The sequence below is a fragment of the Ectothiorhodospira lacustris genome (assembly GCF_022227845.1).
Taxonomy (GTDB): Bacteria; Pseudomonadota; Gammaproteobacteria; order Ectothiorhodospirales; family Ectothiorhodospiraceae; genus Ectothiorhodospira; species Ectothiorhodospira lacustris.
The window spans coordinates 1-23,005 of sequence record NZ_JAJNQN010000018.1; the positions used below are offsets into that span (position 1 = coordinate 1).

Consider the following 23,005-nt stretch of genomic DNA (forward strand, 5'->3'; position numbering starts at 1 on the left):
CCCCTCCCCCACCCCGGGGGCTGGCCAGTTTGGGGGCGTCACCGGCCGCCGTACTGCCCTCATCCCAGCCAACGCCGGGCCACCCTGGCGCCCTCCTCCATGTCCGTCACATAGGTCAGGCGCCCCGCCTCCTTGCGCACCCCGGCCCGGCGCAGCTTGACGATCAGCCGGGCCTTCATACCCACGAAAATGAGCGCGATCCCCTTCTGACGCAGGTCGGCAATCAGGCTCTGCAGGGCTACCAGGGCAGTGCCGTCCATGCTGGGGACATCCTGCATGTCCAGCATGACCACCTTCACGCCGGGGTCCACCACTCGCAGGGAAGACATGGCCTTCTCCGCAGCGCCGAAGAACAGGGGGCCGTTGACGTCATAAAGGGCCACCGCCGCCGGCAGCGAGCGGGTATCCGGATGACGGTCCGTCTGCACCCGGTCGGAGTGGGTGAGCAGGGACATGCGGTGAATGAACAGGGCAGCCGCCAGCCCCATGCCCACGGCCACCGCCAGCACCATGTCGAACAGCACCGTCAGGCCGAAGCAGATCAGCAGGATGGCCACGTCGGGACCGGGGGCGGAGCGGACCGTGCGGACAAACAAATGTGCCTCGCCCATGTTCCAGGCCACCACGAACAGCAACGCGGCCAGGGCCGCCATGGGGACATGGCCCAGCACCCCGGCCAGGCCCACCACCGCAATCAGCACCACCAGGGCATGGACCACGGCGGCAATGGGGGATCGAGCCCCGCTGCGGATGTTGGTGGCGGTCCGGGCGATGGCGCCGGTGGCGGTGATGCCGCCGAAGAAGGGCGCCACCAGGTTGCCCAGCCCCTGACCGATCAGTTCCGAGTTGGGATCATGGCGAGTCCGGCTCAGCCCATCCGCCACCACGGCACAGAGCAGGGATTCGATCGCCCCCAGCATGGCAATGGCAAAGGCCGGCCCCAGCAGCGCCCGGATCAGGTCGAAGTTCAGCTGCAGGGGCTGCCCGTCGGGACCGGGGAGATGCCACGGCAAGGCAAAAGCGGGGGGAATGGACGGAATCCCCTGCCCCGACTCTCCCCGATATTCCCAGGTGAAACGGGAGGCAATGGTATCCACGGCCCCGCCGCCCAACCAGTGATTGAGGGCCCATGTGGCCAGGGCCGCCGCCACCAGTGCCACCAGGGGGGCGGGCACGGGGACCTTGAGACGGCCCCAGAAGATAAGGATCAGCAGGGTGAAGATGCCCACCCCCAGTTCCATCGGGTTGATGCTGGGAAAGGCGGAGACGATGTTCCCCAGGTTGGCCAGATAGTGCCCCCCCAGATGGGCCACGGTCAGCCCCAGGAAATCCGGCAACTGCAGGGTGGCGATCACCACGGCGATGCCGGCGGTAAACCCCAGCACCACGGGATAGGGCACAAACTGGATCAGGCCGCCCATTCGGGTCAACCCCAGTGCGATCAGGATCAGGCCGGCCATGACGGTGGCCACCAGCAACCCGCCCAGACCATACTGCTGCACCACCGGGATCAGGATCACCACGAAGGCCGCCGTGGGTCCGGAGACATTGAAGCGGGAACCCCCGGTCAGGGCGATGATGGCCCCCGCCACGATGGCCGTGTACAGACCATGCTGGGGCGGCACCCCCACGGCGATGGCCAGCGCCATGGCCAGAGGCACCGCGACAATGCCGATGGTCAGACCCGCCATCACATCCTTGCGCAGATCGGCCAGGCCGTAGCCTTCCTTCCAGGCTGCCCTCAGCCCCATGAACAGACCGGGCATGCGGCCGGACCAGGGGGAATTGTGCATGAATGACACTCCTCAAGGTGCTGATGCTTTGAAAGCCGAAGGGAATGGCGGGCAATTGCCTGGGGCAGACCGTGGCCTGTGCCTGCTGCAGGTAACGGGAGGCGCGGCAGATATTGCCAGAGGGAATGATGATATCACTTTTACGGGAAATACAGAGGTGCGCGCGCAGCGGCCTTGCCCTGGCGGGCAGGAAGCGGTGAACATCCCCAGGACTGACTTCAAGGATCATGGAGCAAGGCATGGCACAGACATCCCGTTTTCCCGGCAACGACCGGCCCCTGGCTCGCTGGCTGGTGGCGCTGCTGTCCCTGGCGGCCATCCTGACCGCCCTCTGGCAGCTTCACGCCGGTACCCAGGGACTTGAAATACGCCAGACACAGGTGGATGGCGTGCCCATGACCATGTACCTGCCGGTTCATGACGCCCCCGCCCCGGTGGCGGTCATCGCCCACGGCTTTGCCGGTTCGCGGCAGATGATGCAGCCCCTGGCCATCACCCTGGCCCGCAACGGGTACATCGCCCTGACCTTCGACTTCCCTGGCCACGGCGCCAATACCCGGCCCTTCGTCGCCAACCTGCTGGACGAGGACAAGCGTCGCGGCCTGCTGGGTGGGGCACTGGACGCCGCGGTGGCCACGGGCCTGGCCCTGCCCCGGTCGGACGGGCGCCTGGCGCTGCTGGGACACTCCATGGCCGGGGACATCATGCTCATGCACATGCATGAACATCCGGATCAGGTCCAGACCGCCGTACTACTCTCCCCCTATATCTCGGGCGCCTTCCCCATGGAGGCGATGAATAACCTGCTGTTCGTGTTCGGCAGCCTGGAACCGGCCAGCCTCCATGAAGCCGCTCTGGTGGCCTTTGCCCCGTTGACGGATACCCCCGAGACGGGTGTCACCTACGGCAACACGGCAGACGGCTCGGCCCGGCGCCTGGCCCTGGCCGGCGGGGTGGAGCACATCGGCGTGCTCTACGCAGAGGACATGCTGCGGGAGTCCCTGGCGTGGCTGAATGGCAGTATCAGGCCGGCGGGCGAAAGCCACGACGAAAGTTATCTGGACCGACGCGGCCCCTGGCTGGGTCTGCTGTTCCTGGGCACCATCGCCCTGGCCTGGCCCCTTTCCCGCCTGCTGCCCCGGGTGGCGGTCCTGCCGGTGGGCCTGGGGCTGCCCCGGCGGCAGTTGCTGAAGACCCTCTGGATACCCGCCCTGCTCACGCCTCTGCTGCTCTGGGCCGTCCCCGTGGGGATACTGCCTCTGCTGCTGGTGGACTACCTGGCCCTGCATTTTGCCGTCTACGGCCTGCTCTGCTGGGCCATGCTGGGATGGTCGACCCGTCGCGGTCAGGCCCCCGTGGCGGCACTGTCAGCCATCCGCTGGCAGGCCCTGGGTCCCGCCATACTCCTGGCGGCCGGCTACCTGACCCTGGCCATCGGCATTCCCATTCACCTTCACGTCACCGGCTACTTGCCCGGGCCGGAACGGGCCCTGATCCTGCCGCTGGTGTTCCTGGGCATGCTCTTGTTCTTCTCCGCCGATGAATGGATGACCCGGGGTGCCCAACCCGCCCGTGGGGCCTATGCCCTGACCAAGGTCTTCCTGTTCCTGTCCCTGATCCTGGCCGTAGCCCTGCGACTGGAGACCCTGTTCTTCCTGATCATCATCCTGCCGGCGATCCTGGTGTGCCTCACCATCTACGGTCTGCTCAGCAGCTGGATATACCGCGCCACGGGGCATCCCTGGGTGGGCGCGACGGCGGTGGCCCTGGCCCTGGCCTGGGGCATGAGCGTGACCTTCCCCCTGGTGGGGGCATAAGATGGGGCGGACCACACCTCATTGCCGTCTGGCAAGGCATAAGAGATGGTGCGGGCCACCCTCATTGCCGTCATTCCCGCGAAGGCGGGAATCCAGGGTTGTCGGTCTGTGACTGGATTCCCGCCTTCGCGGGAATGACGTTTAGAAACCCGGGAGTGGCGTTTAGAAACCCGGAAATGACGTGCAGAAACGCCGGAATGACGTGCAGAAATGTCGGAATGACGTGCAGAAATGTCGGAATGACGTGCAGAAACGCCCGAATGGCTTGTACTAAAGCGGGAATGGCCTGTTCAGAATATCCTTGAAGGGGGATTCAAGCCGTGGCCGTACTGGTGCAAGACAAAACATGAGGAAACCTGAATGACCAAAAGAATCGTCACCCTGACCCTGAACCCGGCCGTGGATGCGTCCTGCACCACCGACAAGGTCAGGCCGGTCCACAAGATCCGCACCACCAACGAGCGCATGGACCCGGGCGGTGGCGGTATCAACGTGGCCCGGGTCGTCAACGAGCTGGGCGGCCAGAGCTTTGCCGTCTATCTGGCCGGCGGACGTTCCGGCGATGTGCTCGATGAACTGGTAGCCAATGCCGGGGTCATGGCCCATCGCGTCCATACCCGGGAGACTACCCGGGTCAGCAATGTGGTTTACGAGCAAAGTTCGGGGCAGGAATTCCGCTTCACCCCGGAAGGCCCCACGGTGCAACCGGCCGAATGGAAAGCCGCCCTGGATTTCATCGAACTGCTGGATTTTGACTACGTGATCGCCAGCGGCAGCATCCCCCGGGGGGCACCGGAAGACGTCTATGCCCGCCTGTCGGTGATGACCAAGCGGCGCGGTGCCCGCATGGTCCTGGATACCTCCGGGCCCGCTCTGGCGGGCGCGCTGGAAGAAGGGGTCTACCTGGCCAAGCCAAGCCGGGGTGAGTTTGCCGCGCTGATGGGGCGGGACCTGGATGATCCCAAGGACCTGGAAGACGCGGCCCGGGAGATCGTGGCCGACGGAGGCGTCGAGATCCTGACGGTCACACTGGGCCACGATGGTGCCCTGCTGGCCACCCGGGACGGCATCACCTGGCTCAAGACCCCGGAAGTGAACGCCAAGAGCGCCGTCGGCGCCGGGGACAGTTTCGTGGCGGGCATGACCTTTGGCGTCTCCACCGGTGAAAGCATCTCCCGGTCCTTCGCCCTGGGCGTGGCGGCGGGTACCGCCACCGTACTGACCTCCGGCACCGAACTGTGTCACAAGTCCGACGTCATGCACTTCTGGGAGATGCTGGCCCAGCAGGTCTAGAGGCATGGCCCCCTGTCTGAGTGCCGGGTCAATCCAGCGCCGCCACCCCATCCACCAGGGTGTCCAGCGCCGCCGGGTCGGGCAATGCCAGATAATCCGCCAGCTGTTCGCTGTAGACACCCCACTCCGCATAAGTCATCAGGGAGGCATCCACCGCCGTGGCAAAGCGCAGGGCCAGTTTGAGAATGACGACCAGATCCGGCACATCCTCATGGAGAGAGCCCAGATGCGCGACCTGATCCACGGCATACTGTTGATCGATGGCATGGACCACCGCCTGGGGTATATGCCAGCGCTGGGTGATCAGCGCCCCCACCCTGGGATGATGAATGCCGAACAGTCGGGTCTCTTCAGGGAGTAGCGTTGACCAGCCCTTGGCCGGCGCCGCCTTGACGAGGGGAACATAGTCATCACCCGCCAGACTGCACAGGGCTGGAATACCCACCATGTGGAAGAGACCCAGGAGATGGGCCTCATCCACCAGATCCGGGCGTTTGATGACCCTGGCCGCCCGGGCGGCGGATTCCGCCACATGGACACCCCGACGCCAGAATGCCTCCATGCCGGGATACTGGGCCATGGCATTGCGCAGCGCGACGGTACGGACAATGGCATAGATGCGGTTGAAGCCCAGCAGCATCACCGCCTGCGGTATGGAACTGATCTCCCGGGCACGACGAAACAGCGGAGAATTGACGATCTGCAGCACCCCACCGGCAATACTGGCATCACCGGCGATATGCCTGGCGATCCGACCCAGATCAGGATCCTCCTTTCTGGACTCCGCCACCACCACCCGCAAAACTTCCGGCTGAGGGGGTATGACCAGCCTGTCGACGATGTCGTGTTCTTCAACCTGCATTGATCATTATCCTTTGACAGGCACAAGATACTTCCTGACCTGAAAGATACGGCATGACATTTGCGTCAATAAAACATGACCTGATGCCGATAAACCGCTGCTCATTCAGACGATCGTTCTGCATTCTCCATCTCCGGAGGGTAATCTATTGACGGCCGATTGCGTAGCCGAGGCCGGAAAACGCCACGATGTCATCACAGCTCCCGTGGCCAATAGCGGATCCGGTCGCACATCTCCCCGTCCAGCGAGCAACTCGGGAACCTGATGAACAGCACCAGGCAAGAAGACTCACATGGCCTGATCCGTGACCAAAGGATCATCACCAACTGCGCCCTGGAAGTCATCGAAGGCATTCGAATTCAGCGCGGCAAACCCCTGCAACCCAGGGACCGCATGGCCCTGAAACTGCTGACTCCACGCAATGCCGCCCTGATGATGAAAGGAAACCGCCGGCATCTGGGGTGCCGGCAGGTGAGCTTCGAGATCCTCACCGACGACGTGGGCCTGGGCGCCTACCGCCTCATCCCCGTGGGCGTTCACGTGCTCAATCCGGAACGGGGCTGGTGGAATGATGACTACGGCGTCCGCCGATTCCTGTGGAACCTGTACCTGGGTGAGGACCCCATCGAGGGCATGCAACGCATCCTGGAGCGCCTTTTCAAGGTATCCCCCCAGGGCCTGCGCTCCCTCTCCGGCAGCCTGGACATGCAGCAGGCAGAACACGATATCCAGGCCACGGTACGCCCTGACCTGAGTCTTTACATCCGTCGCCACAAGGGCAGCGTGGAGACCTCCCTGCGGCGCCTCAACCAGGCCCAGGCCCTCTACCGGGTCAAGGATCTGGGGATCGACGCCGCCGGACAGGGGCGCATGGCCCTGGTCTTTGGCAGCAACCAGCGCTACGCGGTGAGTTTTGCGGTGGAGAGGGCTTGATACCGGCGCCCCTCAAGGGGCATCATCCCCGTCAAAGCGGTCCATGACACCGGCGTGTCATGGACCGCGTGCATCATTCACTGCAACACGATCCTGTCTCGGGCTGCGGCCCGATCCGCTTTCCTCCCACATCTTTCCCAGTTTGATTCGAGGCCTATGAGCAAAGTCCTGATTATCGGCGCCGGCGGCGTTGGCGGAGTTGTCACCCACAAGTGCGCGCAGCATCCGGAGGTCTTCACGGAGATCTGTCTGGCCAGCCGCAACGAGGAAAAGTGTCGTGCCATCGCGGCCCAATTGGACCGACCCATCCAGACCGCCCAGGTGGACGCGGACGACGTGGAGGCCCTGGTGGCCCTGATCGAGTCCTTCAAACCTGACGTCCTCATCCACGTGGCCCTGCCCTACCAGGACCTGACCATCATGGAGGCCTGCCTGCGCACCGGCACCCCCTACCTGGATACCGCCAACTACGAACACCCGGATGAGGCCAAGTTCGAGTACAAGGAACAGTGGGCGTTCCAGGACCGCTATGCCAAGGCCAACCTCATGGCCACTCTGGGTTGCGGCTTCGATCCGGGCATGACCAACATCTACTGCGCCTGGGGCCAGAAGAACCTGTTCGACGAGATCCACCGCATCGACATCCTGGATGCCAACGGCGGCGACCACGGCTACCCGTTCGCCACCAACTTCAATCCGGAGATCAACATCCGCGAGATCACCGCCAACGGCCGCTACTGGGAGGAAGGCGAGTGGAAGGAAACCGCACCTCTGGCGGAGAAGCGCAGCTTCGATTTCGACGGCATCGGTCCCAAAGACATCTACCTGCTCTATCACGAGGAGCTTGAATCCCTGTGCCGCAACATCAAGGGCCTCAAGCGCATCCGCTTCTGGATGACCTTCTCCGAGAAGTACATCACCCATCTCAAGGTGCTGGAGAACGTGGGCATGACGTCCATCGAGCCCATCCGGTTCGAGGGCAAGGAAATCATCCCCCTGCAGTTCCTCAAGGCCATCCTGCCCGACCCGGCGTCCCTGGGGCCGCGCACCAAGGGCAAGACCAACATCGGCGTGATCCTGGACGGCATCAAGGACGGCAAGCGGCGCAAGGTCTACATCTACAACATCTGCGACCACGAGGCCTGCTACCGGGAAGTACAGTCCCAGGCCATCTCCTATACCACCGGCGTACCCGCCGTCACCGGCGCCATGCTCATGGTGCAGGGCATCTGGCAGGGTGCCGGCGTGTTCAACGTGGAGCAGCTGGACCCGAATCCGTTCATGGAACGCATCGGCGACATGGGCCTGCCCTGGCAGATGGTGGAACTGGATCCCGACAGCGATCCCCTGGCCTGATCGCCCATGGACAAGACGCGCTATCCCTGCTTTGACGTCAACGCCTGTCCGTCACCCGCCTTCGTGGTGGACGACGCCCTGCTGCGCAAGAACCTGGCCCTGCTCAAGCAGGTCCAGGCCGACAGCGGCTGTCGCATCCTGCTGGCCCTGAAGGGCTTTGCCATGTGGGACACCTTCCCCATGGTGCGGGAATACCTGGTAGGCACCACCGCCAGCGGTCAGGACGAGGCCCGCCTGGGGGCGGAGAAGTTCGGCGGGGAGGTGCACGTGTACTCCCCTGCCTTCACCGAGGAGGAGATGAAAGTGGTGGTGCAATATGCCGACCACATCAGCTTCAACTCCCCCGCCCAGTGGCAGCGTTTTCGCGAGCAGGTGGCCGGGGCCTCCCGGCACATCTCCTGCGGCATCCGGGTGAATCCGGAGTATTCCGAAGGCAAGGTGGCCCTGTATGACCCCTGCGCCCCCGGATCGCGCCTGGGGACCCGGGCGGTGGATCTGGCCGGCGTGGACCTGACGGGCCTGGAGGGCCTGCACTTCCACACCCTGTGCGAACAGAACAGCGATGCCCTGGAGCACACCCTGGAGGCCTTCGAGGCCCGGTTCGGGCAGTACATCCCGGGCCGGCAGTGGATCAACTTCGGCGGTGGACACCACATCACCCGGGACGACTATGACGTAGAGCGGCTGATCCGCCTGATCCGGGATTTCCGTGCCCGCCATCCGGGGGTGACGGTCTACCTGGAGCCGGGCGAAGCGATCGCCCTGCGCACCGGCTACCTGGTGTGCACGGTGCTGGACATCGTGCAGAACGGCGGTCCCATCGCCATCCTGGACACCTCCGCCACCGCCCATATGCCGGACGTGCTGGAGATGCCCTACCGGCCGGAGATCATCGATGCCGGAATGCCCGGGGAGAAGACCTTCACCTACCGCCTGGGCGGCTCCACCTGTCTGGCCGGGGACATCATCGGGGAGTATTCCTTCGACCAGCCCCTGGAGATCGGACAGCGGCTGGTGTTCACCGACATGGCCCACTACACCATGGTCAAGACCACCACCTTCAACGGCATCCGCCTGCCGTCCATCTGCCGGGTGAACGAGGAAACTCGGGAAGTGAGGACGGTGAAGACCTTCGGTTACGAGGCATACATGCAGCGTCTGAGCTGACGGCCTCACCGAGCCACAGGGACGAAAAAAGGCGGGATAATATCCCGCCTTTTTTCGTCCCGCTTTTTTAGTGCATCAGGCGGCGGGCGGCTGCTCGTAGGTGCCTTCCAGGCGATCTTCCAGCTCTTCGCCGGCGCGACGCAGGGCCTCCAGGGTTTCCTCATCGGGCTGCCAGTAGTTGCGCTCCGAGGCCTCCAGCAGGCGGTTGGCCATCTTGGCCGAGGCGGTCGGGTTGAGCGAGGCCAGACGCTCACGCATCTCCGGATCCAGCATGAAGGTCTCGGACAGCTGCTGATAGACCCAGGGCTGCACCTGACCGGTGGTGGCGGACCAGCCCATGGTGTTGGTGATATGCACCTCGATCTGGCGCACCCCCTCGTAGCCATGCTTGAGGGCGCCTTCATACCATTTGGGGTTGAGCATCCGGGTACGGGTCTCCAGGGAAACCTGCTCCGACAGGGTGCGGACGGTCCCGTCACCCCTGGTCTGATCACCGATGTATACCGGAGTATCCTGACCACCACGGGCCTGACGGACCGCCCGGCTGATGCCGCCCAGGGTATCGAAGTAGTTGTCCACCGTAGTGATGCCCAGCTCCACCGAATCCAGATTCTGATAGGTGAGCTGCACGTCCGCCAGCATGCTCTTGAGCAGGGCGTCCTGCTTCACGGGACGCCCGGACAGGCCATAGGCAAAGCCCTTGCGCTGGGTGTAGGTATCGGCCAGTTCGTCCTCGTCGTTCCAGCGGCCGTTCTCCACCAGGTTGTTGACGTTGGAACCATAGGCGCCGTCGGCATTGCCGTAGACCCGCAGGGCGGCCGTCTCCAGGTCGCAGCCATGCTCCTTCTGGTAGGCCAGGGCATGGGCACGGACGAAGTTCTGATCCAGCGGCTCATCGGCACTGGCGGCCAGGAAGGTGGCTTCGGCCAGCAGTTTGATCTGCAGCGGCAGCAGGTCACGGAAGATGCCCGACAGGGTGATCACCACATCGACGCGGGGACGACCCAGCTCCTCCAGGGGAATCAGGCTGGCGCCGGCCAGACGGCCATAGTTGTCGAACCGGGGCTTGGCCCCCACCAAGGCCAGGGCCTGGCCGATCTGGCTGCCTTCGGTCTTGAGGTTGTCGCTGCCCCACAGGACCAGGGCGATGGACTCCGGCAGCGGGTTGCCGTCTTCCACATGACGGGCCAGCAGGCGTTCCGCCTGGCGGGCGCCGTCCTTGAGGGCATAGGCGCTGGGGATGCGGAAGGGGTCAAAGCCGTGCAGGTTGCGGCCCGTAGGCAGCACCTCGGGGGTGCGCATCACGTCACCGCCCGGGGCCGGACGCAGGTAGCGTCCATCCAGGGCCTTGAGGATGCCCTCCAACTCCGTTTCCCGAGACAACAGATGATCCGCGTTGGCCAACTCCCGCAGGCGCTCCAGGGTCGTCTCATCCACCTGGGCACCGGTCTCCTTCACCGCCTTGTCGGCTGAACCGGTACGGACCAGGGCCTCAATCAGGGCACGCTCCGGCCGACTCTCGTCGGTGGCCTCGGCCATGGAGAGGAGCATGTCCACCCGCTCTTCTTCCGACAGGGCCTGCCCTACCACGTGCAGACCATGGGGGATCAGGGTGTACTCCAGCTCCAGGATCTGTTCGTTGAGCTTGTGGATCTGCGCGTCCGCATCCCCGGCATCGGAGACATCCCACAGGGGCTCGGCCTTGCACAGTTCCAGTTCGGCGGCCTGGGACTGGACCAGGGCCGCCAATTCCTCCCGCTCATGGGCCTGATCCGGCTCCAGGCCGCGCCAGCGCTCCAGGGAACTCTTCAGGTCCAGCAAACCACGATACAGGCCTGCATGGGCCACCGGCGGGGTCAGGTAGCTGATCAGGGTGGCACCGGCACGGCGCTTGGCGATGGCCCCTTCGGAAGGGTTGTTGGAGGCGTACAGATACAGGTTGGGCAGGTCGCCGATGAGGCGATCAGGCCAGCAGGTGCCGGACATGCCCACCTGCTTGCCGGGCATGAACTCCAGGGCGCCGTGGGTACCGAAATGCAGCACCGCATGGGCCTTGAAGTCCTCCCGCAGGTAGCGATAGAAGGCGGAGAAGGCGTGGGTGGGGGCAAAACCATGCTCGAACAGCAGGCGCATGGGGTCGCCCTCGTAACCGAAGGAGGGCTGCACCGCCACCAGCACGTTGCCGAACTGCCTGCCCTGAACCAGAATGGAGCTGCCGTTGCTGAGCAGCTTGCCCGGCGCGGCACCCCACTGGGATTCAATCTGCTGGAGCCAGCGTTCCCGGCGTACGTGTTCTTCGGCGGGAATCAGGGTATGGACATTGGCATCGGAGCCGTACTGCTCCCGGTTGCCGTTGATCACCGCCTCGCGCAGGGCATCGGTGCTTTCCGGCAGATCCACCTGGTACCCTTCCGCCTGCATGGCCTTGAGGGTGTTGTAGAGGGATTCAAACACCGCCAGGTAGGCGGCCGTGCCGGTGTTGCCCGCATTGGGCGGGAAGTTGAACAGGACGATGGCCACCTTGCGCTGAGCGCGCTCGGAGCGGCGCAGCGCCACCAGCTTGCGCACCCGGGCCACCAGCATGGCGGTACGCTCCTTGCAGGTGGACATGTCCTGGGGGTTCTCGATCTGGGTGAAAGTACAGGGGGTGTCGCAACCCTGACAGACCGCCCCCTCGCCGCCGGGGCGGCCACCATAGACCATGGGCACGGTACTGCCGTCCAGTTCGGGAATGGCCACCATGATGGTGCTCTCCACCGGCAGCAGACCCCGGTCGGAATTGCCCCACTGGTCCAGGGTCTGGAATTCCACCGGATGGGCGGCCACATAGGGCACATCCAGCTTGGCCAGGATCTCCTCGGCGGCGCGGGCATCGTTGTAGGCGGGACCACCCACCAGGGAGAAGCCGGTCAGGGACACCACGGCATCCACCGTGGGACGGCCGTCCTTCATGAAGAACTTCTCGATGGCGGGACGGGAGTCCAGGCCGGAGGCAAAGGCCGGCACCACCTGCATGCCTTCCTCTTCCAGGCTGCGGATGACCGGGTCATAGTGGCCGGCGTTACCTGCCAGGACATAGGAACGCAGTACCAGCACCCCGACCCGGCCCTTGGCGTTCTTGTCGGACCAGCGGACCGGCAGATCCTGCAGACGGTCGGAGATGCGCGGCTTCATGTCCGGGTGATAGATACCCGTCTCGGGATATTCCAGCGGGAGGGAGGATGGTACCTTGCCCTTGAGAGCACGCCGGGGACCGGAGGCATAGCGATCAATGAGGAAGCGAATCATGTTGCTCATGTTCTCTTCCGAACCGCCCAGCCAGTACTGCAGGGTGAGGAAATAGGCGCGGACATCCTGAGCGGTGCCCGGAATGAAGCGCAGAAGCTGGGGAATGCGCCGCAGCATCTTCATCTGCTGGGCGCCGGCGGCACCGCCGGATTCCTTGTCCTTGCTGCCGCGCAGGCGCTTGAGCAGGGTCATGGGGCCGCTGCTGGGCTTGGACATGTCGAAACTGCCCATGTGGGTCAGCTTGGTGACATCGGCGGCGGACATGGCACAGACCAGGGCATCGCAGTTATCGCGACGGGCTTCCAGAGCCGGTACGATGGGCTTGTACTGATCCTCCAGAAACAGCATGGTGGCGATGATGATGTCCGCCGTCTCGATATCCGCCCGGCAGGCATCCAGGGCCTCCTGATTACCCTGCCACTCGGACGCGGCGTGCAGGCTCAGCGTCAGGCCCGGCAGGTCTTTCTGAAGCTTGATCCGGGCCCGATCCGTGGCGCTGGCCAGATGGGTGTCCATGGTCACGATGACAACCCGGACGGGAGTATGATCAACTGTGGACTTGGGCTTTGTTGCCATGATGCTCTTGGTGCCTGTTGATAAATTGGGCCGGGTGAGGCGATGGGGCGGATTCACCCTGGAATGCGTGTCAAATTAGATCGCCCTGCCCCGGGTGTCAACCAAGCTAGACAACAACCCGGGGTATAGTTGAGCTTTATCGTGTTGTCGGTTCAAGTGGAGACCTGTCTTGAAAGGAATTACCCGTACCTTCCTCACCGGCCTGGCGGCCATTCTGCCGTTGCTGGTCACCGTCGTGCTGCTGCTGTGGCTGAGCAACACCCTGGAAAACCTGCTGGGCGCGGTACTGCAGTGGGTCCTGCCCGATATGCTTTACTTCCCGGGCCTGGGGCTTATCACCGGTATCGGCCTGATCTTCGCCCTGGGGCTGCTGATGCGGGCCTATATCGTGCAGGGGGTCTTCAGTTGGGTGGAAGGCTGGATGCAGCGCATCCCGGTGGTGAAGACCATTCACGGCACGGTGCGGGACGTGACCCGGCTGTTTTCCGGCGACATCCGGAATCGTTTTGGTGAAGCGGTACTGGTCACCCTGCCGGGAATGGACGGCAAACTGGTGGGATTCGTCACCCGGGAGGATTTCTCGGGACTGCCCGACAACCTGGGCGGCGAAGGCATTATCGCCGTCTATCTGCCCATGAGCTACCAGATCGGCGGTTATACCCTGATGCTGCCGCGGAACCGGGTGGAGCCACTGAACCTGTCCCTGGAAGACGCCATGCGCTATACCCTCACCGCCGGCGTATCCGCCCACCAGAACGACGACTGATCCCGAGAGCCGGGCTTCCTGGAAGCAGGCCTCGTGGGAGCGGACCTGCCCGCGAACAGCGCCGCCCCCCCCTGCCATGCCCTGTCATTCGCCGGCAGGCCGGCTCCTACACACTCCCAATGCCGGAGCTATCTCAAGGTGCCCTGGAACCCCTCTTGGAACACCCTCAGGGCGGCCACCCCCAGGCCCTCGGTCAGACGGGTGAACAGGTCCTGACGCCGGGTGAAGTCCACGATCCGCTCTTCACCGATCACCTCACGGGCGACATAACCGGCACTGCCCAGACCGTCGATCAGCCCCAGCTCCACACCCTCCTCCCCGGTCCAGATCAGACCGCTGAACAGACGGGGGTCATCCGCCAGGCGATCCCCTCGGCCGGTCTTCACGGCTTCCACAAACTGCGCATGGATGCGATCCAACATGGCCTGGACATGGACCTTCTCATCCGTCTGCACGGGCATGAAGGGATCCAGCAGGCCCTTGTTGCCACCCGCCGTCATGAGTCGACGCTCGATGCCGAGGCGATCGATGGCGTCTACGAAGCCGAAACTGTCCATACGCACACCGATGGAACCGATGATGCTGGCCCTGTCGGCATAGATGCGATCGGCGGAAACGGCCACGTAGTAGCCACCGGAAGCCCCCACATCGGAGATCACCGCATAGAGCGGGATATCAGGATGCTGCTCGCGCAGATGCCGGATGGCATCATTGATATAGCCCGCCTGCACGGGACTGCCGCCCGGGCTGTTGATGCGCAGGATGACCGCCACGGTATTGCGGTTCTCAAAGGCAGCCCGCAGGCCTCCCACCACCAGATCGGCACTGGCGGCGCCTCCTTCGGCGATGATCCCCTGCACATCCACCACGGCGGTGTGCCGGGCCTTGCGATCCGCATCCCGTCCGGGCAGGGCATCCATGACCGCGAGCAGGATGAAGAAGAGATAGGCAAAGCCCAGCAGTTTAAAGAAGATGCTCCAGCGACGGGCAGCGCGACGCTCCTTGACGCCCGCCAGGGCAATCTCTCGCAGGGCCTCGCGCTCCCAGTGTTCCGGGGCGGGCCGGCGCTGATCGTCATCGGGATCAATTGAAGGGTTCATCAGTCGGAGTGTCCTTGGTTGCACATGATGTTTTGGACAGCAGGCCCTGGGGATGTTCCGAGCAAGTCACCCCGATGAGGACCAGGCATGGCGCCGGCACCCCAGCCAGTCAGGCAGCTGCGCCACCCCATCCAGCAGGCCCTTGGGGGCATGGGGCTGCAACTCCCGGGCAGAGTGAACCCCGGAGGTCACACCCAGAGCGTCAGTACCGGCGTTGCGGGCCATCAGCAGATCATGGGTGCTGTCACCGATCATCAGTGTCTGTTCCGGCATGATGCCCAGCTCATCCATGATCGTCTGCAGCATCTGGGGATGAGGCTTGGACAGGGTTTCATCCGCGCAACGGGTCGTCAGAAAACGGGGGCCCAACCCCGTCTCATCCAGCACCCGATCCAGGCCTACCCGGGACTTGCCGGTGGCTACCGCGCACCAGTACCCCTGATCAAGCAGATCATCAAGCAACTCCGGCACCCCGGCAAACAGGGGCGCGGGGGTATCGTCGATGAACAGGAAACGCTCCCGGTAGGCTTGGGTAAAGGCCTGAAAGAGCGCTTCATCCGCGTCGGGATAGAGCTGCAGGATGGCCTCCCGCATGCCAAGACCGATCACGTCACGCAGACGCTGCGCCGGCAACGGCGTGGCGCCCAGGACCTCAATGGTCGACTGCATGCAGGCCACGATGCGCGCCACCGAATCCATCAGGGTGCCATCCCAGTCGAAGACCAGTAATTGATAGGGATTTTCAGTTGTCACGGGGGAAAGACCTCAATCCAGCGGGGTAAGCTGCGCCAGCACCTGACTCAATTCCGGTTCCAGCGGGGCTTCGATGGCATAGGTGCGGCCGCTGACGGGCAGCGTGAAGTTCAGGGCGCGGGCATGCAGGAACTGGCGCCTGAGCCCCGACTTCTTCATCCGACGGTTGAACTCGAAATCACCATAGTGTCGATCCCCGGCCACCGGATGCCCCTCATGGGCCGCGTGCACACGGATCTGATGGGTTCGGCCCGTGCCGATACGGACATCCATCAGCGTGGCCTCCGTAAAACGTCGGCCGGGTATGAACAGGCTGTCCGCATCACGGCCATCTTCGTCATCCACCTGCACCAGTCGGATACCGCCACGGCGGACATTGCGGGCCAGACCGGCATTCACCCGACGCTCACCACCCGACCACTGCCCCGTCAACAGGGCCAGATAGGTCTTGTCGATCCCGCCGCTGCGCAAAAGTTCATGAAAGGCCAACAGGGCCGGGCGATTGCGGGCCAGTACCAGACAGCCACTGGTCTCTCGATCCAGACGATGGGCCAGTTCCAGAAAGGGTTCGCCCCGGCCCATCTTCCGCAGGGCCTCGATGACCCCTACGGCCACGCCGCTGCCGCCATGCACCGGCAAACCGGCCGGCTTGTTGATCACCAGCAGATCATCGTCTTCCAGCAGCACCGAGCGATCGAGCAGATCCGCCAGCCCCTGGGGTAACGGTCGGTCATCCTGTCGCGGCTCACTGCGGCTGACCGGAGGAATCCGCACCATATCCCCGGTCACGACCCGATAATCGGGCTTGGCGCGTCCCTTGTTGACACGCACCTCGCCTTTGCGCAGCAGTCGGTAGACCCGGGTACGGGGCACACCCTTGAGGTGGCGCAGGAGGAAATTGTCCAGACGCTGCCCGGCATCGGACGCACTGACCTGGACGTGGACTACCGCCGAAGGGCTGGATTTGGGGGTTTCGGACATCGCGAAATAATAACAGGTCACTCAAAGGTTTGATGGAATTTTGCCGGATTGCTATCATGGCTCGTCGCGCTGGGTTGACTCGGCAGATATCGGAGCGGCCCCGCAGCCCCGCGGTCCCCGCGAATCCTCCCGAATCGCCCACCTCCCGCGACCGACAGAACACCAAACGGGGAATACCTGCCTGTATTGAGGGCATGTGTCGTTCCCCGTCATGGATATGCACGCTCTAGAACAATAGATCCCTTGAGTATTCTGAGCGGTTTTTTGGACAACTTTGCCCCCACGCCCCTGTGCCTTGCACATGCGGGCGTTGTGCTCCCATGGCTGTTCGCATGCGCCCTGATGACCGGCGGCGTGCGCCTTCTCCATGCAGCACCGCCGACGCCGTGTGAACGCCGGGGCGTGGCCGGGCCCTGCACCCGAGATACACTTCATGAAACGAATCCTAGTCAATGCCACGCAGCCGGAAGAGCTGCGTGTGGCCATGGTGGACGGCCAAAAACTCTACGATCTGGACATCGAACTCCCCTCCCGCGAGCAGAAAAAGGCCAACGTCTACAAGGGTGTCATCACCCGTGTTGAGCCCAGCCTTGAAGCTGCCTTCGTCAACTATGGTGCGGAACGCCACGGTTTCCTGCCGTTCAAGGAGATTTCGCGCAGCTACCTGAACCAGCCGGACAACCCCGAAGCCTCCCCCAGGACCGCCCTCAAGGAAGGCATGGAACTCATCGTCCAGGTGGAAAAGGAAGAACGGGGCAACAAGGGGGCCGCCCTGACCACCTTCGTCAGCCTGGCCGGACGCTACCTGGTACTCATGCCCAACAACCCCAGGGCCGGGGGCGTGTCCCGCCGCATCGAGGGCGAGGAACGCAGCGAAATCCGTGAGTCCCTGGCACAGCTGGATGTCCCCCAGGGCATGGGACTGATCGCCCGTACCGCCGGTGTCGGCCGTAGCGTCGAAGAACTGCAGTGGGACCTGGAGTACCTCAAGACCCTGTGGAATTCCATCGCCGAGGCCGCGGAAAGCCGCAAGGGCCCCTTCTTGGTCTACCAGGAAAGCAACGTGATCATCCGCACCCTGCGGGATCACATGCGCAATGACATTGCCGAGGTCATCATCGATGATCCCAAGGTGTTTTCCCAGGCCCGGGACTTCGTCCAGCAGGTGATGCCCAACAATCTGCGCAAGCTCAAGCTCTACGAAGACCATGTCCCCCTGTTCAACCGCTACCAGATCGAAAGCCAGATCGAAGCCGCCTTCCAGCGCGAGGTCACCCTGCCCTCCGGTGGCGCCATCGTCATCGACCATACCGAGGCACTGATCTCCATCGACGTCAACTCCGCCCGTGCCACCAAGGGCAGCGACATCGAGGAAACCGCGCTCAACACCAACCTGGAAGCGGCCGAGGAGATTACCCGTCAGCTGCGGCTGCGGGATCTGGGTGGTCTGATCGTCATCGACTTCATCGACATGGCCCCCAACAAGAACCAGCGCGAAGTGGAAAACCGCTTGCGTTCGGCCCTGGAGATGGACCGGGCCAGGGTCCAGGTGGGACGCATCTCCCGCTTCGGCCTGCTGGAGATGTCCCGCCAGCGCCTGCGTCCCTCCCTGGGAGAATCCAGTCAGATCGTCTGCCCTCGCTGCAATGGCCATGGCCATATCCGTAGCGTGGAATCACTTTCCCTGTCCGTGCTCCGATTGGTGGAAGAAGAGGCCATGAAGGAGAAGACCGGGTGCGTGCTGGCTCACCTGCCGGTGGATGTGGCCACCTTCCTGCTGAACGAAAAGCGGGATGTGATCTCCACCATCGAAAACCGCTACACCGTGGACATCACCCTGGTGCCCAGCCCCAGCATGCTGACGCCCCATTTCACGGTGAGGCGCATGCGCGGTGAGGAAGTGACCGAGGAACTCGAAGGCAAGAGCAGTTACCAGATCCTGACCGAAGATGAACCCGAACTGGTAAACCAGACACGCAAGAGCCGCTTGGAAAAGGCCTTGGTGCAGACCATTGCACCAGCGGCACCGGCACCGATGGACATGCAGCCTCGGGCTCAGGCGCCCATCCCTCAGGCTCGGCGCAGCGTCTCCCCGGTGTCCCTGCCCGGCCTGTTCAGCCGTATCTGGAGCAGCCTGTTCTCCAACGATGAACGCCCGGCAGCACCCCAGACCGCCCCCCGGACGCCCCAACGCAGCCAGGGCCGGCCCGGTCGCAGCGCAGAAGCCAATGAAAACCAGAGTCGCAGCGAGCGTGGAGACAGCGGCACGCCTCCTGCGCGGCGTGAACGCCCGGCCCAGGACGGCGATTCGGACACGAGCAGAGGGCGCTCCCGTCGCAACACTCGCACCCGACGGGGTCGGGATACCGGCAACGATGAGCGATCACGCAGCGCCGGCGGTCATCGCCCGGAACCCTCCAGACGTACCGAAGAGACCGACGGCAACAAACCCGCGGAATCCAGGACAGCCGAAACACCGGCAAAGTCGCCTGTCGATGAGCCCCGCCAGGAAACACCTCAGCCCCCAGCCCAGGAACACCGGGACAAGGGGGAAGGTAACGGCGGCACCCGCAGCCGGGGGCGTCGTGGGGGGCGCCGCCGGCGTCGCAGCTCCGGCTCGGGTGATGAGCATCGTAACTCGGACAACGGTCGTCAGGACGACGCTCAATCCACCGTGGAAGCATCGACGGAAACCCGCAAAGAACATCCAAGCACCGCGGAGCAGAGTACCGAGCAGGGTGAAGACAACCGTCCCCGGGATCGGCGACCACGCCAAGCGACTCAGGATGCCCCAACCGACGGCGCAACTTCCGCAGCGGTGAGCGCAAGCGCCCCACCCGCCCGGGAACCCGACCAGTCCAGCCAGGATGAAAGCGGCGCATCCAAAGCGAAAAGGGAGCAGCAACCCAGTCAGGAATCTCAGGCGGCACCGCTTCCCAGCCAGCCGCTGCCTCCGCCGGCCGCAGCCAAGCCGCCGGCCATCCCTGCGGAACCCCGGGCAGCCGGGCAGCCGATTGCCCCCGAGACCAAGGTGGAAGCAGCCCGGCCGGCGCCCAAATCCGAGCCGACCAGAGAGGCATCACAGCCGCCTCAGGACAGGGAATCACCGACACAGGAAAAGGGCTTGCAGGCAACGCCTTCGGCCAAGCCTGACCAGAGCGCCAAGTCGGCAGTGGAAGAAACCCGGGAACCCCGACGCTCGGGCTCCGTCAAGGCCCAGAGACCGGCCAGTGCTCGTCGCAGCGAAGGCCGCCGCACTACTGCCGGCACCAGCAAGGAAGAAGTCGTCAGGGCGGTGAAAGAAAACGCCGGACCGGCAGCTGCCGGTCCGGAAACATCTGCTGTCGCTGAAAAGCCCGCCATGACCGACAAACCGACACCGGCCACACCGGCAAACAGCGACCAGGAGGCTCCGACGACGGACGGCAGCAAGGGATCGGAAACGGCAGATCGCTGACGGCGACGCCGGATCCGCAACCCGGTGGCCGGGGGAGTTACCCCCGGCCCCTCAAGGGAAGATCATGGGCCTGACAGAGGTGTAGCAACAATCCTCTCGAAGCGTCTTCCACCATATCCATGACCCGTTCAAAGCCGGTAGAGCCGCCATAATAAGGGTCCGGCACCTCCAACTCGGACCACTGGGTCCCGAAGTCCATGAACAGTGACAGCCGCACGCCGGGACGTGCCTCTCCCATCAGGCGTACGTTCTCCAGATTGTCCCTGTCCATCACCAATACGTAATCAAACCGTTCCAGATCCGCTCTCTCGATACGTCGGGCCCGCTGTCCGGACAGATCTATCCCCCGGCCCTGAGCCGTGCGCCGCGCCCGCTCATCCGGCGGCTCGCCCACATGATAGGCATGGGTCCCCGCTGAATCCACGTGAATCAGATCGGCCAGACCCGCCTGCACCACATGGTGCTCGAAGACACCCTGAGCCATGGGGGAGCGACAGATATTCCCCATGCAAACGAACAGGACACTCAATTTCATGTCGAAATCTCCGTCAGCAGGCTCAAGTTGCCTGAGCCGCTGAAACCATCTATTGAACATCTATCCCCACTCACTCTCACACCGCGCGTTGCCAGTGGGCACCGACGCAGGCTATCGTTAGACCATCCATGGATACTTCCGCTCCCCAGACGATCCGTCTCCAGCCTGCCGACCTGCAGGCCAAGGTCCTTGGGAATCTCCTGCAGCGCCTCCAGGCCGGACAGATCGTCCAGGCCAGGGTCCTGACCGACAGCCTCCGGGCAGGGGACGCCGTGCAGTTGCGACTGGCGGGCGAAACGCTGGAGCTGCGCCTGCCACTGGCCGTACGCACCGGGGATAGCCTGCGGATGCAGGTCACGGCCGTCAACCCCAGGCTGGAACTGGCCCTGCTGCGGGAAGCACCGGCACCGCAACCGTCTACGCCGCAATCTCCGCTGCAGTCCACGCGACAGTCTCCATTGCCGCACACGCCGCAGGCAATCCTGTCGACCTTTCTCCGGCAATGGGCGCCCCAGCAGTCGGGACAGGCGCCCCTGCTGGCAAGCCTGCATGCACTGAACCAGCCGGGGCAAGCCGGTGCCGCGGGGCTTCCCGAGCCGCTGGCCCAGGCCTTGCAGCGCCTGTGGCAGGCCCTGCCCACCCCCTCACAGATTGGCACTCCGGAAGGCCTGCGCCAGGCGATGTTGGGTTCGGGCCTGTTCTATGAGGCACGGCTTGCCCACCCCGCACCCTCGGCGCGCACGGATCTCCCCCAGGACCTGAAGGCACGCCTGCTGTCCCTGGCCGAACAACTGCGCGCCCTCCCCCTGCAACCGCGCACCCAGCTGCCCCGCGGCGGTCCGGCGACGGCGGAGCTGCCACCGCCCTTGCCCAACACCTCACCGACGGCCCAGCCCCGCGCGCCGGCGACCGCCAGCGCCGCACTCCTGCCGGCCTCTCTGCTGCTGGACACACTGCGCCAACAGGTGGAGCGATCCCTGGCCAGACTGGTGATCCATCAGCTTTCGTCCACGGAGAAACCGGACGAGGTTTCCCAACCGCGATGGCTGCTGGAACTGGCCCTGCGCGCCGAACAGGGTATCGACATCATCCACATGCGCCTGGAGCGGGATGCCCGCCAAGGTCAGGGAGATGACGAACAGGCGCATACCTGGAAGGCCGATCTGGCCATGGATCTGCCGGAACTGGGGCCGGTGCATGTCCGGATCGTAGTCCGCGGGCAGGATGTCAGTACCCACTTTCGGGTTGACTCGGAGGAGACTCGCCAGCGCCTTGAAGATGCCCTACCCCAGCTGAAGGGTAACCTGGAATCCCGGAATCTTCAGGTCCACAGCCTGAACTGCCGAACCGGGACACCACCGGATATCCCCCCCACTGCCGCCGATGGGCCCTGGATCGACAGTCACGCCTGATGAAGAAACCCATCGAACACAAGCCGGGCAGACGCCAGGCCGTTGCACTGCATTACAGCGGCACCGGCGCCCCGCGCCTGACAGCCAAGGGTGAAGGAGAACTGGCGGAACGGATGCTGGAGATTGCCAGGGCTCATGATGTACCCGTCCACCGGGATGCTGCCCTGAGCATGACCCTCTCTCGGGTACCCCTGGGGGAGGAGATCCCGGAAAATCTCTATATAGCGGTGGCGGAAGTCCTCGCCTTCATCTACCTGCTCAGCGGCAGAACGCCCGCTGATGCCGGCAAGGGTCAGGACACGGAGTGATCCCGGTGCATGGCCAGCAGCAGTTCCGCCTCCCCGGAAGACAGTCCGCAGCCGGCCACCAGGTCATCCCGAGTAGCCCCCTGCCTGACCATGCGCATGGCTTGCCGGTAAGGCCCCTCATCCACATCACGCATGAGCACCTGCTCCTGCTGCTCCGCCAAACGGCGCAGCTGCTGATCCACCGTCTTGCGGTAAGCCTCGAACTGCTGTTCCTCGTTGTGCAACGCGCTCAGCGCGCCCCGCAGGGCCAGCACGGATGTTTCCTGAAGACTCAGGCGCTTGCGCAAGGCATCCAGCTGGCGTTTAAGCCAAAAACAGGCCGCGGCGCTTGCCAGTGCAATCAGCAAGGCCAGGGTCAGGACGATGTAAGAAATCATGCGTATTCGTCTATGTGATTGGGGTCATCATCCCGGTCGGACCTTCTCGGCGGCACGGACGGCTTATCGACATCCTCGCGTTCGGCATCCGAGTCGTCTTCCGGTGACTTGCGACGGGCCGGAGAACGGGGAAACCGTCCCCGTTCATCCCCCTCCTCGGGCACCGGGCGTCCGGGAACCAGTGGATGGGCGGGAGGAATCGGAAGATCCGCAGCCATGATTTACCTCCGA

18 protein-coding genes are annotated in these 23,005 nt (G+C 64.1%); 9 read left to right on the forward strand and 9 right to left on the reverse strand.

Annotated elements, in window-relative coordinates; all coding sequences use genetic code 11:
- Positions 1 to 59: 59 nt before the first annotated feature.
- Complete coding sequence (dauA, locus tag LQ956_RS12515; RefSeq protein WP_238630151.1) at positions 60 to 1,793, reverse strand: C4-dicarboxylic acid transporter DauA; 1,734 nt, start codon at positions 1,791 to 1,793, stop codon at positions 60 to 62.
- Between the two features lie 239 nt (positions 1,794 to 2,032).
- Here dauA and LQ956_RS12520 point away from each other — a divergent pair, with 239 nt between their 5' ends.
- Both LQ956_RS12520 and LQ956_RS12525 read left to right on the forward strand, forming a co-directional pair.
- Positions 2,033 to 3,610 carry an alpha/beta hydrolase family protein gene (locus tag LQ956_RS12520; protein WP_238630150.1) on the forward strand — a complete coding sequence of 526 codons (1,578 nt, stop codon included), beginning with the start codon at positions 2,033 to 2,035 and terminating at the stop codon, positions 3,608 to 3,610.
- 360 nt (positions 3,611 to 3,970) lie between these two features.
- Positions 3,971 to 4,903 (forward strand): 1-phosphofructokinase family hexose kinase, encoded by a 933-nt coding sequence (locus LQ956_RS12525; RefSeq protein WP_238620811.1) that lies wholly within the window; start codon positions 3,971 to 3,973, stop codon positions 4,901 to 4,903.
- Positions 4,904 to 4,931: 28 nt separating this feature from the next.
- Here LQ956_RS12525 and LQ956_RS12530 read toward each other — a convergent pair whose 3' ends face one another.
- A complete protein-coding gene (locus LQ956_RS12530) occupies positions 4,932 to 5,765 on the reverse strand; it encodes an HDOD domain-containing protein (protein ID WP_238620813.1) in 834 nt (277 codons plus the stop codon).
- 264 nt (positions 5,766 to 6,029) lie between these two features.
- Between LQ956_RS12530 and LQ956_RS12535 the strand changes: the two genes are divergently transcribed.
- The 3 genes from LQ956_RS12535 to nspC all read left to right on the forward strand — a co-directional run bounded on the left by LQ956_RS12535 (position 6,030) and on the right by nspC (position 9,221).
- Positions 6,030 to 6,698, forward strand: coding sequence for a hypothetical protein (locus tag LQ956_RS12535; RefSeq protein WP_238620814.1), 669 nt, complete (start codon positions 6,030 to 6,032; stop codon positions 6,696 to 6,698).
- Positions 6,699 to 6,854: 156 nt separating this feature from the next.
- A complete protein-coding gene (locus LQ956_RS12540) occupies positions 6,855 to 8,054 on the forward strand; it encodes a saccharopine dehydrogenase family protein (RefSeq protein ID WP_238620815.1) in 1,200 nt (399 codons plus the stop codon).
- A gap of 6 nt (positions 8,055 to 8,060) precedes the next feature.
- Complete coding sequence (gene nspC, locus LQ956_RS12545; protein WP_238620817.1) at positions 8,061 to 9,221, forward strand: carboxynorspermidine decarboxylase; 1,161 nt, start codon at positions 8,061 to 8,063, stop codon at positions 9,219 to 9,221.
- Between the two features lie 75 nt (positions 9,222 to 9,296).
- Here nspC and LQ956_RS12550 read toward each other — a convergent pair whose 3' ends face one another.
- Positions 9,297 to 13,085, reverse strand: coding sequence for a magnesium chelatase subunit H (locus LQ956_RS12550; protein ID WP_255722501.1), 3,789 nt, complete (start codon positions 13,083 to 13,085; stop codon positions 9,297 to 9,299).
- 169 nt (positions 13,086 to 13,254) lie between these two features.
- Between LQ956_RS12550 and LQ956_RS12555 the strand changes: the two genes are divergently transcribed.
- Positions 13,255 to 13,851 (forward strand): DUF502 domain-containing protein, encoded by a 597-nt coding sequence (locus LQ956_RS12555; protein ID WP_238620818.1) that lies wholly within the window; start codon positions 13,255 to 13,257, stop codon positions 13,849 to 13,851.
- Between the two features lie 128 nt (positions 13,852 to 13,979).
- Here the strand turns inward: LQ956_RS12555 and LQ956_RS12560 are convergent, their stop codons facing one another.
- The 3 genes from LQ956_RS12560 to LQ956_RS12570 all read right to left on the reverse strand — a co-directional run bounded on the left by LQ956_RS12560 (position 13,980) and on the right by LQ956_RS12570 (position 16,685).
- Entirely contained in the window at positions 13,980 to 14,951 is a 972-nt protein-coding gene (locus LQ956_RS12560) for a S49 family peptidase (protein WP_238630149.1), read from the reverse strand.
- Positions 14,952 to 15,017: 66 nt separating this feature from the next.
- Complete coding sequence (locus LQ956_RS12565; RefSeq protein WP_238630148.1) at positions 15,018 to 15,704, reverse strand: HAD family hydrolase; 687 nt, start codon at positions 15,702 to 15,704, stop codon at positions 15,018 to 15,020.
- A gap of 12 nt (positions 15,705 to 15,716) precedes the next feature.
- On the reverse strand, positions 15,717 to 16,685 hold the full coding sequence (locus LQ956_RS12570) for an RluA family pseudouridine synthase (protein WP_238620824.1): 969 nt from the start codon (positions 16,683 to 16,685) through the stop codon (positions 15,717 to 15,719).
- A 433-nt stretch (positions 16,686 to 17,118) separates the two neighbouring features.
- Between LQ956_RS12570 and LQ956_RS12575 the strand changes: the two genes are divergently transcribed.
- Entirely contained in the window at positions 17,119 to 20,142 is a 3,024-nt protein-coding gene (locus LQ956_RS12575) for an Rne/Rng family ribonuclease (RefSeq protein ID WP_238630147.1), read from the forward strand.
- A gap of 37 nt (positions 20,143 to 20,179) precedes the next feature.
- Here LQ956_RS12575 and LQ956_RS12580 read toward each other — a convergent pair whose 3' ends face one another.
- A complete protein-coding gene (locus tag LQ956_RS12580; protein ID WP_238620827.1) occupies positions 20,180 to 20,677 on the reverse strand; it encodes a low molecular weight protein-tyrosine-phosphatase in 498 nt (165 codons plus the stop codon).
- Between the two features lie 128 nt (positions 20,678 to 20,805).
- Here LQ956_RS12580 and fliK point away from each other — a divergent pair, with 128 nt between their 5' ends.
- The gene (gene fliK, locus LQ956_RS12585; RefSeq protein ID WP_238630146.1) at positions 20,806 to 22,089 is read left to right on the forward strand and encodes a flagellar hook-length control protein FliK; all 1,284 of its coding nucleotides are present in this window, start codon (positions 20,806 to 20,808) and stop codon (positions 22,087 to 22,089) included.
- Positions 22,089 to 22,397: an EscU/YscU/HrcU family type III secretion system export apparatus switch protein gene (locus tag LQ956_RS12590; RefSeq protein WP_238620830.1), complete on the forward strand. Its 309-nt coding sequence runs from the start codon at positions 22,089 to 22,091 to the stop codon at positions 22,395 to 22,397. The genes fliK and LQ956_RS12590 overlap by 1 nt, the downstream gene beginning before the upstream one ends.
- On the opposite strand, the gene LQ956_RS12595 is transcribed toward LQ956_RS12590, so the two are convergent.
- Both LQ956_RS12595 and LQ956_RS12600 read right to left on the reverse strand, forming a co-directional pair.
- Entirely contained in the window at positions 22,382 to 22,774 is a 393-nt protein-coding gene (locus LQ956_RS12595) for a DUF2802 domain-containing protein (protein WP_238630145.1), read from the reverse strand. The genes LQ956_RS12590 and LQ956_RS12595 overlap by 16 nt on opposite strands.
- A complete protein-coding gene (locus tag LQ956_RS12600; RefSeq protein ID WP_238620834.1) occupies positions 22,771 to 22,992 on the reverse strand; it encodes a hypothetical protein in 222 nt (73 codons plus the stop codon). Before LQ956_RS12600 ends, LQ956_RS12595 begins: the two co-directional genes overlap by 4 nt.
- Positions 22,993 to 23,005 lie beyond the last annotated feature (13 nt).